Annotated in this window: 13 protein-coding genes; 12 read left to right on the forward strand and 1 reads right to left on the reverse strand. The window is 49.6% G+C overall.

Going from position 1 to position 14,721, the window contains the following annotated elements; all coding sequences use genetic code 11:
• Window position 1 precedes the first annotated feature (1 nt).
• The 11 genes from Kalk_RS17425 (at window position 2) to lpxC (ending at window position 12,937) form a co-directional block, all read left to right on the forward strand.
• On the forward strand, window positions 2-1,378 hold the full coding sequence (locus tag Kalk_RS17425) for a UDP-N-acetylmuramoyl-tripeptide--D-alanyl-D-alanine ligase (protein WP_158643555.1): 1,377 nt from the start codon (window positions 2-4) through the stop codon (window positions 1,376-1,378).
• Window positions 1,378-2,490, forward strand: coding sequence for a phospho-N-acetylmuramoyl-pentapeptide-transferase (mraY, locus tag Kalk_RS17430; RefSeq protein WP_101895466.1), 1,113 nt, complete (start codon window positions 1,378-1,380; stop codon window positions 2,488-2,490). Before Kalk_RS17425 ends, mraY begins: the two co-directional genes overlap by 1 nt.
• A gap of 26 nt (window positions 2,491-2,516) precedes the next feature.
• On the forward strand, window positions 2,517-3,863 hold the full coding sequence (murD, locus tag Kalk_RS17435) for a UDP-N-acetylmuramoyl-L-alanine--D-glutamate ligase (protein ID WP_158643556.1): 1,347 nt from the start codon (window positions 2,517-2,519) through the stop codon (window positions 3,861-3,863).
• The gene (gene ftsW / locus Kalk_RS17440) at window positions 3,860-5,107 is read left to right on the forward strand and encodes a putative lipid II flippase FtsW (protein WP_101895468.1); all 1,248 of its coding nucleotides are present in this window, start codon (window positions 3,860-3,862) and stop codon (window positions 5,105-5,107) included. The genes murD and ftsW overlap by 4 nt, the downstream gene beginning before the upstream one ends.
• On the forward strand, window positions 5,104-6,201 hold the full coding sequence (gene murG / locus Kalk_RS17445) for an undecaprenyldiphospho-muramoylpentapeptide beta-N-acetylglucosaminyltransferase (protein ID WP_101895469.1): 1,098 nt from the start codon (window positions 5,104-5,106) through the stop codon (window positions 6,199-6,201). The genes ftsW and murG overlap by 4 nt, the downstream gene beginning before the upstream one ends.
• Entirely contained in the window at window positions 6,194-7,630 is a 1,437-nt protein-coding gene (murC, locus tag Kalk_RS17450) for a UDP-N-acetylmuramate--L-alanine ligase (RefSeq protein ID WP_407656834.1), read from the forward strand. The genes murG and murC overlap by 8 nt, the downstream gene beginning before the upstream one ends.
• 8 nt (window positions 7,631-7,638) lie before the next feature.
• Window positions 7,639-8,565, forward strand: a complete 927-nt coding sequence (locus Kalk_RS17455) for a D-alanine--D-alanine ligase (RefSeq protein WP_101895470.1) — start codon at window positions 7,639-7,641, stop codon at window positions 8,563-8,565.
• Window positions 8,562-9,350, forward strand: a complete 789-nt coding sequence (locus Kalk_RS17460; RefSeq protein WP_101895471.1) for a cell division protein FtsQ/DivIB — start codon at window positions 8,562-8,564, stop codon at window positions 9,348-9,350. Before Kalk_RS17455 ends, Kalk_RS17460 begins: the two co-directional genes overlap by 4 nt.
• Before the next feature lie 67 nt (window positions 9,351-9,417).
• Window positions 9,418-10,644: a cell division protein FtsA gene (gene ftsA / locus Kalk_RS17465; protein WP_101896381.1), complete on the forward strand. Its 1,227-nt coding sequence runs from the start codon at window positions 9,418-9,420 to the stop codon at window positions 10,642-10,644.
• An 83-nt stretch (window positions 10,645-10,727) separates the two neighbouring features.
• A complete protein-coding gene (gene ftsZ, locus Kalk_RS17470) occupies window positions 10,728-11,897 on the forward strand; it encodes a cell division protein FtsZ (protein WP_101895472.1) in 1,170 nt (389 codons plus the stop codon).
• Between the two features lie 125 nt (window positions 11,898-12,022).
• A complete protein-coding gene (gene lpxC, locus Kalk_RS17475) occupies window positions 12,023-12,937 on the forward strand; it encodes a UDP-3-O-acyl-N-acetylglucosamine deacetylase (RefSeq protein ID WP_101895473.1) in 915 nt (304 codons plus the stop codon).
• A 72-nt stretch (window positions 12,938-13,009) separates the two neighbouring features.
• Here the strand turns inward: lpxC and Kalk_RS17480 are convergent, their stop codons facing one another.
• On the reverse strand, window positions 13,010-13,435 hold the full coding sequence (locus Kalk_RS17480; protein WP_158643557.1) for a DUF721 domain-containing protein: 426 nt from the start codon (window positions 13,433-13,435) through the stop codon (window positions 13,010-13,012).
• A 141-nt stretch (window positions 13,436-13,576) separates the two neighbouring features.
• Between Kalk_RS17480 and Kalk_RS17485 the strand changes: the two genes are divergently transcribed.
• Window positions 13,577-14,503 (forward strand): M23 family metallopeptidase, encoded by a 927-nt coding sequence (locus tag Kalk_RS17485; protein WP_101895475.1) that lies wholly within the window; start codon window positions 13,577-13,579, stop codon window positions 14,501-14,503.
• Window positions 14,504-14,721 lie beyond the last annotated feature (218 nt).

The following is a 14,721-nucleotide window of genomic DNA, read 5'->3' on the forward strand; positions in this document are numbered from 1 at the left end:
TATGTTTCTTTCCTGTCTGGCGGAGGTCATCGGTGCGGAGTTAGTGGGAGATGACGCACAGTTTAGTCAAGTGTCCACCGATTCTCGCTCAATCTGTCCGGGTGATTTTTTCGTTGCGCTGCAAGGTGAGAACTTTGACGGCCATCAGTACCTTGAAAAAGCAGCCAACGCCGGTGCTATAGGCGCTTTGGTTTCAGTACAAAGTGATTTAAATATCCCGCAAATTGTCGTGGCAGATACAAGGATCGGCCTGGGCAGATTGTCGCAAGCATGGTTGGATCAGTTCTCGCCACGCAAGGTTGCGATAACCGGTAGCTGCGGAAAAACAACAGTAAAAGAAATGGTGGCATCTATATTGTCGCAAGTGGCCCCGACATTATCCACCAAAGGTAATTTTAATAACGATATAGGCGTTCCTCTCACCTTATGTCGTCTGAAGCAAGAGCACAAATTTGCTGTGATTGAAATGGGAGCCAATCATGTTGGTGAGATCGGTTATGTTGCTGATTTGGTGAAGCCTCATGTTGCGTTAGTTAATAATGTTGGCACTGCGCACCTGGAAGGTTTTGGCTCAATAGAAAATATCGCTAGAGCCAAAGCTGAGATCTACAAATCGCTGGCTCCAAATGGGGTTGCGGTAGTGAATCTTGATGATGATTTTGCTGAGTTCTTCATGGGCCAGACAAAGCATTGCCAGCGTTTGACTTTCTCCGTTGATAATCCAGCAGCAGATGTTCGTTTGCTTTCTGCTTCGGTAAATCATTCAGGCCAGTATCGGTTTGATGTGGCTGTTCAGAGTGATGTGGTTGCATTTGATCTTCCGCTAATCGGATTTCATAACGTAACTAATGCGCTGGCGGCAATTGCAATGACTCATGCCTTGGGTTGTACGGCTGAGCAGATGGCCGCTGGCTTGGCAGTGTTAAGAGCGGTTCCAGGCCGTTTGCGGTTGGTTGGCGAGCTTGCTGATCTGTGCGTAATTGATGATACCTATAATGCCAATCCTGAATCCATGCGCTCTGCAATTGATGTCCTCGCCAGTATGGAAAATGATACCTGTCTGGTGCTGGGGGCTATGGCAGAGCTGGGATCTGATTCCGATGCTTTGCATCGAGAAGTGGGAGCCTACGCAGCGCAACGTGGTATCAAAACAATATATGGAGTGGGCGACCAAGCGGCGCTGTATAAAGATGGTTATCTGGCAAGCTCTGGAGCCGGCGCATTTGTGGTGGCAGATGATCATCAGGCCTTAGCAGAAGCTTTGCTTGCAGATCAACGAAATAAAACAATTCTGATTAAGGGCTCGAGAAGCTCTGCTATGGAAAAGGTAATTGAACACATGATCCAATGTCAGGAACCCAAGGGGAGTACTAACTGATGCTGCTCTTGTTGGCTGAATATTTACAGCAGTATGCGTCCGTTTTTAACGTTTTTCAGTATCTGACGTTTCGTGGGATTCTTGGCGTTTTAACAGCTCTTTCCATTGCATTTATTGTTGGGCCGAGGATGATTGAGCGGCTGAGCTATCATCAGATCGGTCAATCTGTTCGCAGTGATGGGCCTCAGAGCCACCTCAGCAAGGCAGGCACACCTACGATGGGTGGGGCTTTGATTCTAGTTGCTATTTTTGTCAGTACTTTGCTGTGGTCAGATCTCAACAATCGTTATGTGTGGGTTGTATTGGGAGTGACCTTGGTGTTTGGCGCAGTAGGTTGGGTGGATGATTATCGCAAAGTAGTGCAGCGAAACTCTAAAGGGTTGCCAGCCAGGTGGAAATACTTCTGGCAGTCTGTTGGAGGATTGGGTGCGGCACTTTTTTTATATTTTACGGTGCCAGAGTGCGTTGAATCAGACGCTATGAATTGTAGTGTTATGGAAACCAAGCTACTGGTTCCATTCTTTAAGAATGTTGCACTGGATATGGGCTGGTTCTATATCGTGCTTACTTATTTTGTCATTGTTGGTACTTCCAATGCAGTCAATCTCACAGACGGCTTGGATGGGTTGGCAATTATGCCCACAGTGTTGGTAGGTGGTGCCTTGGGTGTGTTTGCCTATGTAAGTGGGCATTCGGGCTTCTCTGGATATCTGGGATTTCCCTATATAAAGGGTGCTGGTGAAATGATCGTGGTATGCGGGTCATTGGTCGGCGCGGGTTTGGGGTTCTTGTGGTTTAACACCTATCCGGCACAGGTATTTATGGGTGATGTTGGAGCATTGGCGTTGGGCGCTATTTTGGGAGTGATTGCTGTCATTACCCGACAAGAGATCGTACTGTTTATCATGGGCGGTGTGTTCGTGATGGAAACAGTGTCAGTGATTCTTCAAGTGGCGTCATACAAGCTGACGGGGCGACGTATATTCAGAATGGCACCTATTCACCATCATTTTGAATTAAAAGGTTGGGCAGAACCAAAAGTCATTGTCCGATTTTGGATTATTACAGTCATTTTGGTGTTGATCGGACTATCGACACTGAAGTTGCGATAGCGCAATAGAAGATAAGGAAGAGCAGCGTGGCGAAATTGAAAGCAAAGCATGTAGTGATTGGCCTGGGCAAGTCCGGGCTTTCCTGCGTGCGTTTTCTAAAGCGTCTGGGCTGCGACGTCGTTGTAATAGATACGCGCACACAGCCTCCAGGTAAAGACCAGCTGAAGTGCGAGTTTTCAGATGTGGAGTTATACACCGGAGAACTTGATCAGTTTGATCTGACCAAGGCGCAGGAGCTAGTAATCAGTCCGGGCATATCCATTAGGACACCTGCCATAGCTAAAGCAATTGCCGCTGGTGTCCCATATTCTGGTGATGTGGAGTTGTTTGCTAAGTCGGTGGATGCGCCTGTTATTGCGATTACCGGCTCCAACGGAAAAAGCACAGTAGTGACGATGGTTGGCAAGGCGCTGGAAGCTCTTGGTTACAGCGTCTGTGTTGCTGGCAATATCGGTGTGCCTGTTCTGGATGTCCTGACTGAAGTTGAGAACGTTGATGTCTGGGTGTTGGAGTTGTCGAGTTTCCAGCTGGAGACTACTCATAGTTTGCGTTCGAAAATTGCGGTCAATCTGAATGTCACTGAAGACCATATGGATCGTTACGATTCGTTGGACGATTATGCGATGGCCAAACAGCGAATATATGAGGGTTGTGAGGCTGCGGTCTATTGGTTGAAGGATCATCGATCCAAACCAATTCAAGGTGTGCGTACTTTGCTGCCATTTGGTGGCGATACGAAAGCCCACGGGCGATTTTATGTGAGCGAAGATGACAGCGCAGTGATGGATGGGCAGCGTCGGGTGGTTGGCGTTGACGAGTTGCATATCAAGGGCGCGCATAACCTTCTGAATGTGGCAGCATGTCTGACCATTGTGGCCGAGTTTTCTAAGCAGGATTATCGCAATGCTCTGGTGGCGATCAGGGCTTTTCCTGGATTGCCTCACCGTTGTCAGTGGGTAGGCAGTGTGAGTGGGGCGAGCTGGTTTAATGACTCGAAGGGAACCAATGTTGGCTCTACTGTGGCGGCTATCAAAGGGCTGAGCGATGGCGCGAAAGGTCGCTTAATGTTGATTGCTGGTGGTGATGCTAAGGGCGCTGATTTTACTGAGTTGAAAAGCGCGTTAGAGGGGCGTGTTACCAAAGCAGTGTTGTTTGGGCGTGATGCAAAAATACTCGCTGATGCTTTGCAAGGTGTTGCTGCTCTGAGCATTGTGGAAACAATGCAGCAGGCTGTGGAGATGCTGAAGGGCGAAGTTAAAGACGGTGATGTTGTGTTGTTTTCACCCGCATGCGCTTCATTTGATCAGTTTAAGAATTACGAAGATCGTGGTCGTCAGTTTGTCGCTGCAGTGTGCGCTGAGGAGGGAGCATGATCCTGTCTGATTCGCTAGCAACGCAATCGAATATATTGTCACCTCGGCAATGGCTGATGTTGCTTGCTTCGATGCTGATGTGTATTGGTTTAGTGCTTGTGGCTTCAGCCTCTATGGATATGGCATCTCTTAATTACGGTTCGCCTTTCTTTTTTGTGCAGCGTCACGGAGTCTATTTGGCTGCGGGTATCGTGGTAGGTTGTTTGGTTTACCAGATTCCATTAGCGGTATGGGAGCGTAGCAGTGGAGCGCTTTTGATAGTGGCGTATTTGCTGCTTGCCTTGGTGTTGTTGCCGGGTATTGGCCGCACTGTAAATGGTAGTACTCGCTGGATTCAAATGGGTCCGGTGAATATTCAGGTTTCCGAAATTGTTAAAGTGTGTGCATTGATGTATGTGTCAGGATACTTGGTGCGTCGTGTTGAGGAGGTTCGCAGTACCTTGTGGGGCTTTTTGAAACCGGTCATGGTGCTGTCGGTCATGGTTCTATTGTTATTAAAACAGCCAGACTTCGGTGCGGTTGTGGTGATAATGACATCTGTGTTTGCGATGCTTTTTCTAGCCGGGGTGAAAGTTTCTCACTTTTCGCTGGTTGTTTTTGGCAGCGTCGGTGCGGCGTACGCGTTAGTTGCATCTTCGGAATACAGAATGAAACGAGTAATTGGTTATATCGACCCTTGGGCGGATCAGTACTCGTCAGGATACCAGCTGGTTCAGAGTTTGATTGCATTTGGTCGGGGTGAGTGGACTGGTGTCGGGCTCGGCAATTCAATACAGAAACTTTTCTATCTGCCTGAGGCTCATACCGATTTTGTGTTCGCCGTAATGGCAGAAGAGTTTGGCCTGCTTGGCAATCTGTTGGTGATAGGCCTGTTCCTGGTGTTGGTTGTAGTTGCTTTAAGAATTGGGCGCGAGGCTGAGAAGTTAGGCAAGCTTTTTAATGCTTACTTGGTTTATGGGCTGGCCACTCTGATTGGGCTGCAAGCTATGGTGAATGTCGGTGTTGCCAGCGGGCTACTGCCTACAAAGGGCCTTACCTTACCCTTTATCAGTTATGGTGGCAGCAGCTTGATTGTGATGTGTGTTGTATTAGCGCTCATCATGCGGTCGGATCGGGAAAATCAGATGGGTGATTCGGAAAGCACCCGCTCAGGAAAAGACGATACACGCAGCAGTAAAAATAGCGTAGGTAAGAGGCCAGCCAAGAGAAGTGGCTCCAATGTGAAAAAGGAGCCGGTTCTATGAATGCTAACAGAAAGGTTGGCCGGGTATTGGTGACAGCGGGGGGAACCGGTGGGCATGTTTTTCCTGCATTGGCTGCCGCAAAGCTGTTCCAGCGTCAGGGTGTAGAGGTGCGATGGATCGGCACAAGGCAAGGCATTGAGGCAGATGTTGTGCCCAAGAACGATATTAAGATCGAATACCTGGATGTGGCTGGCGTGCGTGGTCAAGGGGTTCTGCGCCTGCTGTGGGCACCGCTTAAAATCGTCAAAGCTGTGGTCGAGGTTATGTGGATTGTACGCGGCTTTAAACCTGATCTGGTGCTAGGGATGGGTGGTTTTGTTACCGGGCCTACCGGCGTAGGCGTTTGGTTGAGTGGGCGCCCTGTTTTCATTCATGAGCAAAATGCTGTGGCGGGGTTTACCAACAAAGTTCTGGCAAGAATTGCTACACGAGTGTTCCAGGCTTTTCCTGGCGCTTTTCCTGCGAGCCCCAAAGTGGAGCTTACAGGTAACCCAGTGCGGGCAGAAATAGTAGGTATGGGTGAGCCAGTTGCCCGTTATGAACAGCATCAAGGGGCCATTCGGGTTTTGATTCTAGGTGGTAGTCAAGGTGCGGTTGCGCTGAATAAATTGGTGCCAAGTGCATTGGCAGCGATTAAAGCTGAGCTTGAGTTTGTGGTGCGGCATCAGTGTGGTGCAAAGAATATGGAGGCAGCGACCGCCTGTTATCGTGACGCTGGCGTTGATGCAGACGTTGTACCGTTTATTGAGGATATGGCAGATGCGTACAGTTGGGCTGATATTGTGATTTGTCGTTCGGGAGCGCTGACGGTTAGCGAGCTGGCAGCTGCGGGTGTTGCGTCGGTGTTGATTCCCTATCCATTTGCTGTCGATGATCATCAAACACGCAACGGTGAGTATTTAAGCTTTGCTGGTGCAGCGCGTTTGGTGCAGCAAGAAACACTAAGTGAAACGAAATTGGCGGATCTGTTGAAAGAGTTGTTGAGTGATCGAAACGTATTGCAGGATATGGCAAGGAAGGCACGTGCCTTAGCCATGACTGGTGCCACTGAGAAGCTGGTTCAGCGATGTATGGAGGTGGCCTGTGATCAGTAAGAAATCCATATCCCGCATGATTGAGATACCTGAGATGCGTCGTATTCGTACGATCCATTTCGTCGGCATTGGTGGCGCGGGGATGTGCGGTATTGCTGAAGTGCTGTTAAATCAAGGCTACCAGATCACGGGAAGTGACATTCGTGCCAGTGATACCACTGAGCGTTTGGAGCAACTGGGAGCCAAGGTGTTTATTGGCCATCATCAAAATAACATTACTCAGGCCAGCGTGGTGGTGGTTTCTTCCGCAGTGAAGGAAGATAACCCCGAGCTGGTGGCAGCGCATGAGCTGCGAATTCCAGTGGTCCCCCGTGCTGAAATGCTGGGCGAATTGATGCGTTACCGACATGGCATTGCGGTAGCGGGTACTCATGGTAAAACCACCACCACCAGCCTGATTGCCTCCATCATGGCAGAGGGTGAATTGGATCCGACTTTTGTGATTGGTGGGTTGCTCAACAGTGCGGGTACCAACGCTCGGCTAGGTGATAGCCGCTACTTTGTAGCGGAAGCAGATGAGAGTGATGCATCATTCCTGCACCTGCAGCCGATGATATCTGTCGTGACCAATATCGAAGCGGATCACATGGCCACCTACGGAGGTGATTTCAATCGCTTAAAGGATACTTTTATCCAGTTTCTACACAATTTGCCTTTCTATGGTCTGGCTGTGATGTGTATTGATGACTCCGTGATTACCAGCTTGCTGCCGCAGGTAGCGCGTCCAGTGGTGACTTACGGCGTCAGTGCTGAAGCCGATGTGCGTGCAGAAAATATCGTAATGGAAGGCACTCGCTCCAATTTTGATGTTGTGCGCAAGGATCATTCCGGAGTGTTGAATGTTTCGTTGAATATTCCTGGTCATCACAACGTTCTTAATGCGCTTGCCGCCATTGCGGTTGCCACCGATGAAGGTATTTCCGATAAAGCCATCGTTAATGCGCTGGCAAAATTCCAAGGTGTCGGTCGTCGTTTCCAGCTTTGCGACAATATCCCTTGTGGCGATGGTTTTGTAACCCTGGTTGATGATTACGGTCATCACCCAACAGAGGTTGCCGCCACATTGAACGCAGCGCGGGGAGCCTGGCCTGACAGACGAATTGTCATGATGTATCAGCCGCATCGTTACAGTCGTACTCGCGATCTGTACGAGGATTTTGTCAGTGTATTGTCGCAGGTCGATCTGTTGCTGCTGATGGAAGTGTATTCCGCAGGTGAAGATCCTATGCCTGGTGCCGATGGCCGCAGTTTGAGTCGAAGCATTCGCCAGCGTGGTGCGGTTGATCCCATTTTTGTAGAGGATGTACAACACATTCCTCAGATTCTAAAAGACGTGTTGCTGCCAGGGGATGTGTTGATTACCCAAGGGGCAGGAAACGTAGGTGCTATTTCAACCAAACTGGCCGCCAGCCAGTTGAAAGAGGTGTAGTTCTAGCTATGAGCGCATTGGCAACTTTAGGAAAAATTGGTGTGTTGTACGGCGGAGAGTCCGCCGAGCGGGCCATATCGTTGCGCAGTGGGCACGCAGTTCTTGCAGCGTTACAAAAGCTGAATGCCAATGTGGTGGGAATTGATGTGCGCTTCAACGAAGAGTTGTTTAGCCAACTGGCAAATATCGACACAGCCTTTATCGCATTACATGGTCGCGGCGGAGAAGATGGTGTTATTCAGGGGGTGTTGGAAATACTCAGTATTCCTTACACCGGAAGCGGAGTGGCTGCGTCTGCCATTGGCATGGATAAACTGCGAACCAAGTTGATTTGGGCAGGGCTGGGTTTGCCTACGCCCGAGTTCAGATCGGTTACGAGAAACGATGATCTGGCTGGAGTTTTGGATAGTATGGGTGGAGCCATCATGGTGAAGCCCCCGCACGAAGGTTCCAGCATTGGCATGTCTCGGGCGACTACCGAGGCCGAGTTAGTGGCTGCGGTGGATAAAGCTCTGGAGCATGATGATGTGATCTTGCTGGAGCGATGGGTTGAGGGCGCAGAATACACCTGTGCCATATTGGCGAATCAGGCATTACCGGTGATACGGTTGAAAACGCCGAATCAGTTTTATGATTTTGAGGCCAAATACCAGTCCAATACCACTGAATATTTAATTCCATCCGGGCTTAGTGATGAGGATGAGGCCCGATTGCAGCAATTAAGCCTGCAGGCATTTAACGCAGTTGGTTGCAAGGGGTGGGGGCGAGTAGATGCCATGATGGATCAAAATGGAAGTTTCTGGTTGCTTGAAGTTAATACGGTGCCAGGAATGACTGACCACAGTTTGGTACCAATGGCGGCCAAGGCCAAAGGATTGAGCTTTGAAGCGTTGGTTGAAACGATTGCATTGGCAGCCAAAGGTATCGCGTCGTGACAAAAGACATGCCTAAAGCCAAGAAACAAACCAGTACACGTAAACGGTCTGATTCCAAGTCCGATGGTGAAGTGGTTCGATTGGTTTCATGGGTGCTTGGGCTTGTTTTTCTTTGCGGTAGCATTCTTGCCGGTCGAAACGCGTTGCATGGTTGGTTTGCACAATACCCGATTCAGAAAATCAGCGTATTGGGAGAGCTGAAAAATGTCGATCAATCGGTTTTAGAGCAAGCTTTGTCACCGTACATTGCAGATGATTTTTTCACGGTTGATCTGGAAAAGTTAAAAGAAACGGCAGAGTCTTTAACCTGGATAGACTATGCAGATGCAAGAAAAGAATGGCCCAATACGGTGATTGTTTATCTTCAGGAACGCATTCCAGTGGCGAACTGGGGAAAAAGTGAATTTTTAAGTGTAAAAGGTGAAATATTTTCTGCAGAACACGTGCAGCCTGATGTAAATTTGCCTACTTTTATAGGCAAGCCTGATCAAGCTACGGTTATCGCAGAACGTTACAGCAAAATGCAGAGTATTTTGCGTGAGATTGGTCTTTCAGTAAGTGCTCTTGAATTGGAAGATCGAATTTCCTGGAAAGCGCAACTCGACAACGGACTGACCTTGGTCGTGGATGAAAAAGATAGTGTGGAGAAGCTCAAGCGGTTTACCAAACTATATGGATTGTTCACCGAACAACAAAAACTGAAATTGTTTAGAGTCGACTTGCGATACGAAAACGGACTGGCAATCAAGTGGAAGAAAGACGATGGTGACACAGACGCTGCGTAACATGTTTGGCCTGGGGGAATCCCATCCCGTTAGTACACAGGAAAAGTCCAGTGGGGTAGTGAGAAATATGGGTAGCCGTATGATTGTAGGGCTCGATATTGGTACCACAAAAGTGGTCGCCATTGTCGGTCAGCTTAAAGGAGATGGTCATATAGACGTGGTGGGAATAGGGTCCTGTCCGTCTCGTGGCCTGAAGAAGGGCGTAGTAGTGGATATTGAATCCACCGTCCAGTCCATTCAGCGTGCAGTTGAAGAGGCAGAGCTGATGGCTGGTTGTCAGATTCACTCGGTCTATGTCGGTATTGCAGGCAGCCACATTCGCAGCTTGAACAGTCATGGTATTGTTGCCATTCGCGATCGCGAAGTGACCAGGGCCGATCTGGAGCGTGTTATTGACGCCGCCCAAGCGGTGCCTATCCCGGCTGACCAAAAGGTTCTGCATATATTGCCCCAGGAATACATTATTGATTCTCAGGAAGGCATCAAAGAACCCATGGGCATGTCTGGCGTTCGCCTGGAATCGAAGGTGCACCTGGTTACCTGTGCCGTTAATGCTGCCCAGAACATTGAACGTTGCGTGCGTCGGTGCGGATTGGAAGTGGAAGACATCATTCTTGAGCAGCTAGCATCCGCTTACGCCGTTTTAACCGATGATGAGAAGGAATTAGGTGTTTGTATGGTGGATATTGGTGGCGGCACCACTGACATTGCCGTATTCACCGAAGGTTCCATTCGACATACCGCGGTGATTCCTATTGCCGGTGATCAGGTAACCAATGATATTGCGATGGCGTTGCGAACACCCACTGAGCATGCCAACGACATCAAAATTAAATACGCCTGCTGCTTGACTCAGCTGGCAGGGCCCGATGAAACCATAAAAGTAGCCAGTGTGGGGGATCGCCCGCCCCGCGAGTTGTCGCGTCAGGCGCTGGCTGAGGTGGTGGAGCCTCGTTACGACGAGTTGTTTTCGCTGGTTCAGGCTGAGCTGCGTCGTTCCGGTTATGAGGATCTGATTGCCGCAGGCATCGTGCTCACTGGTGGCTCTTCCAAAATGGAAGGTGCGGTAGAGCTGGCGGAAGAAATATTTCATATGCCGGTGCGCTTGGCGTCACCTCAGGCGGTTACCGGTTTGGTGGAGATGGTAAGGAATCCGATGTACTCAACGGGCGTAGGCCTGTTGAAGTATGGACAGAAACAAGTGGCCAGTGGTGCAACGCAGCCTAAAGTTGCGGTAGTGGATCAACCGGGCCTCATGGATAAGATGAAAACCTGGATAAAAGGCAACTTCTAACAAGCGGTTGCAGCAAAAAAACAAACTGAAGATTTAAACATTCTCAACACGAGAAGCCATAGCTGAAAGGAAGGGAGATAAATATGTTCGAATTAGTTGATAACGTTCCTCAGAACGCAGTCATCAAAGTCGTCGGTGTAGGTGGTGGCGGCGGAAACGCGGTCGAGCACATGCTATCCAATCAGGTTGATGGTGTGGAATTCATCTGCGCCAACACGGATGCGCAGGCGTTGAAAAACATGAATGCCAAAACCCTGCTGCAATTGGGTGGTGCGGTAACCAAGGGTCTTGGTGCTGGTGCTAACCCCAACGTGGGACGCGATGCCGCACTGGAAGACCGTGAGCGTATTCGTGAAGTGCTGGAAGGCTCCGACATGGTGTTCATCACCGCTGGCATGGGTGGTGGAACAGGAACCGGTGGCGCGCCCATCGTTGCCGAGATTGCCAAGGAAATGGGTATTCTCACCGTAGCTGTGGTTACCAAGCCATTCCCATTTGAAGGTCGCAAGCGTATGCAGGTGGCTCAGGAAGGGATGAAAGAGCTGACGGAAAACGTCGACTCCTTGATTACCATTCCTAATGAAAAACTGTTGTCGGTACTGGGCCCAAAAACCAGCTTGCTGGATGCCTTCAAGGCCGCCAATGATGTATTGCTGGGAGCAGTGCAGGGTATTGCGGATCTTATCATCCGCCCCGGTATGATTAACGTCGATTTCGCCGACGTTCGCACGGTAATGTCAGAGATGGGTATGGCAATGATGGGAACCGGTTTCGCCTCTGGTGAGAATCGTGCCCGCGAGGCCGCAGAGAAAGCCATTCGCAGTCCGTTGCTGGAAGATGTAAATCTGCAAGGTGCGCGCGGTATTCTGGTGAACATCACTGCGGGAGAGAGCTTGTCTCTGGGAGAGTTCTCAGAGGTGGGTGATACCGTGGAAGAATTTGCATCGGACAACGCCACTGTTGTTGTGGGTACCGTAATCGATCCCTCCATGGGCGATGATTTGAGAGTGACGGTGGTGGCCACCGGCTTGGGTGCGGTAGCGGAACAAGCCAGCCCTGTGCGTGCGGTTGAAAGCGTGACTAAACGGTCTCCCGTTGAGACTGTCTCAGACTATAAGCAGTTTGATAAGCCTGCCGTGGATCGTGTACGTAGGGAGCCAGTAACCGAGGCGCGTCGACGTCCCATGATGGACACCGATGTAAATCGTGAATATTTGGATATTCCTACATTTTTGCGACGTCAGGCGGATTAAATAGGTCAAAAAGCGCACAGAATTGGTCGAAATATTTGGTGATATACACAGATACTGCTAATATTGCGGCAACTTACGGTTTTGTGCCTTTTAATCTCTTAACCCTTTGATTTGTGTGGAGCGACATGATTAGACAACGCACATTGAAAAATACGATCCGTGCGACCGGTATTGGTCTGCATACAGGAGACAAGGTCTATTTGACCTTGCGTCCAGCTCCGGTGAATACCGGAATCGTATTCTGCCGCACAGACCTGGATCCTGTTGTGACTATTCACGCGGACGCCCTTAATGTAGGCGACACCACCCTATCCACCACCCTGGAGAACGGTGATGTCCGTGTTTCTACGGTGGAGCATCTGCTATCAGCTATGGCAGGTCTGGGTATTGATAATGCTTTTGTGGATCTGAGTGCGCCAGAAGTGCCCATAATGGACGGCAGTGCCGGACCATTTGTGTTTCTGCTGCAATCTGCTGGAATCGAAGAGCAGCCTGCGCTTAAGCAGTTTATTCGCATCAAGCGCAAGGTTGTGGTCAAGGATGGAGACAAGTCGGCTACCTTCCTGCCGTTCAATGGCTTCAAAGTTGGCTTTACTATCGATTTTGATCATCCGGTTATCAAAAGCCGCAGCCAGAATATCTCTCTTGATTTCTCCAGCACGTCATTTGTGCGGGAAGTCAGTCGGGCTCGTACGTTCGGTTTCATGCGCGATATAGAATATCTTCGTGAGCGTAACCTGGCGTTAGGCGGAAGCGTTGAGAATGCTATCGTTGTAGACGATTATCGCATTCTGAATGAAGACGGCCTGCGCTATGAGGATGAGTTTGTTAAGCATAAGGTTCTGGATGCGATTGGTGATCTTTACCTGCTTGGCAAGAGTCTGATCGGTGAGTTCCAGGGCTTTAAATCTGGTCATGCGTTGAACAATCAGTTGCTGCGTGAGCTGTTGGTGCAAGAGGATGCATGGGAAATCGTCACCTTTGACGATGAGAAAGTTGCTCCGATTTCTTATGCCAACCCAAGCTGGGCTATTAATTAACCAGCAAAATTGTAATTCCCTTCCTTTCGTCCATATAACCCGGTCATTTGATCGGGTTATATGGAAATTTGCTCATTTTTTGCCATAGTTCTCCAAGGTGTCTGCCAGTTTACGCATGGATGAGGCCAAGTCCCCATCGTTGAGCGTATCGGCTGTTTGTCTGATTAAAGTTTGATTGTGCTCCGATACCGGCGAAGCAGATCGTTTGTAATGCCGATCCAGTTTTTGCTGTGGTGCGGCGATTCGTATGCTTATGGATTGCAATGCTCTGAATTTACTGGATTTTTTCAGTAATGCATGAATCTTTGGTTGCATGAACTTGAGTTGGGTCGCCGATGAGCCTGAGCTGGTTTCGAGAATCAGGGCGCCGTTGCGGTAATTGGCTACTCTGCAGAACTGAGCCAGCTTTGCGGGCAGCGCAGATGCCAAAATGTGATTCAGTTCAACAAGCTGTATAGAATTTTCAGTGAGAGACTTCACTTCTTTGTTGCAAAGCATGAGATCTCTTATATTTTTTATGTTAGTGTCCTGCGCCATTGTTAAAAACTATTCAGTTTGCATTGGATGGATGATGGGATTAGGGCTTAGCCCTCTCAGGATTCTGAAGCAAAAAGCCGGCTAGCTCTAGAGTAGTATGTAATGAACATTATTTTATTTGATCCCAAGACAGGCCAATCACGCACTTTGCGGTTGCGTGCCCCTTTGTTGGCGCTGGTGGCGGCGGTTGTGTTGACGGTAACGGCTGCAGCAGGAATGGGTGCAGGGTATTGGTTTTCTGGAAGTAAGGGCGCTGAACCCGGTGAAATCGCCGCATTCCTCAAGAAAGATATTGCCAATAATGCTGAAAAAGTAATCGAAGCCCGCAAGCAGGCTGAGGATCAGCTGATCGCCATGACCGTCAGAATGGCAGAACTTCAGGCTCGTCTTATGCGCCTGGATGCCCTGGGGGAGCGCTTGGTTGAAGTGGCTAAATTGAAGGGTGGAGAGTTTGAGTTTTCGCAGGCGCCTGCGTTGGGTGGCCCGGAGGAAGGCGAGCTTCAGCTCGAATTGGAGCGGCCCAGTTTTCTCTCGGATCTGGATCGTTTGGCGGCCGATATTGAAGCTCGCGAAGAGCAGTTGCAGGTACTTGAAAGTCTGTTGGCCAATCGTAAGTTACAGAAAGAGGTGTCCATTGCGGGCCGACCGGTGAATTGGGGTTGGCTGTCATCCCGATTTGGTCGTCGCACCGATCCTTTCACTGGGCGTCCGGCTTGGCATGCGGGGATCGATTTTGCAGGTAAGGAAGGATCAGATATCGTTTCGGTTGGCTCAGGTGTCGTGACCTGGGCGGGTGAGCGTTATGGCTATGGCTTGATGGTGGAAGTAAATCACGGTGGTGGTATCACCACCCGCTATGCCCACGCCAAAGAGATTCTGGTGAGCGTGGGGGATATCGTCAAGCAGGGCGAGTCTCTGGCGAAAATGGGCAGTACCGGGCGTTCAACCGGACCCCACGTGCACTTTGAGGTGCGCAAAGATGGCAAGGCAGTTGATCCTGCCCGATACGTTTATCGGAAGCGCAGCTGATCCTCTGATTAATCCCCTGATTGGGGCAAAATATCGTCAAGTTGGCGCATCATTCGGGTGCGCCTTTCATGATTCCCTCACGTAAATGCTTTATCCTTCTAGGAAAATAACGTTAGAATTGTCCCTTTAAATTTATTCCCGTCTGCGCTTGGGATATTCGGCTTTTAGGCCCTCTTTTGATTAAATATTGATAGGTGACTTAAAGGTCCAGAGCCAAG

The organism is Ketobacter alkanivorans, assembly GCF_002863865.1.
Taxonomy (GTDB): Bacteria; Pseudomonadota; Gammaproteobacteria; order Pseudomonadales; family Ketobacteraceae; genus Ketobacter; species Ketobacter alkanivorans.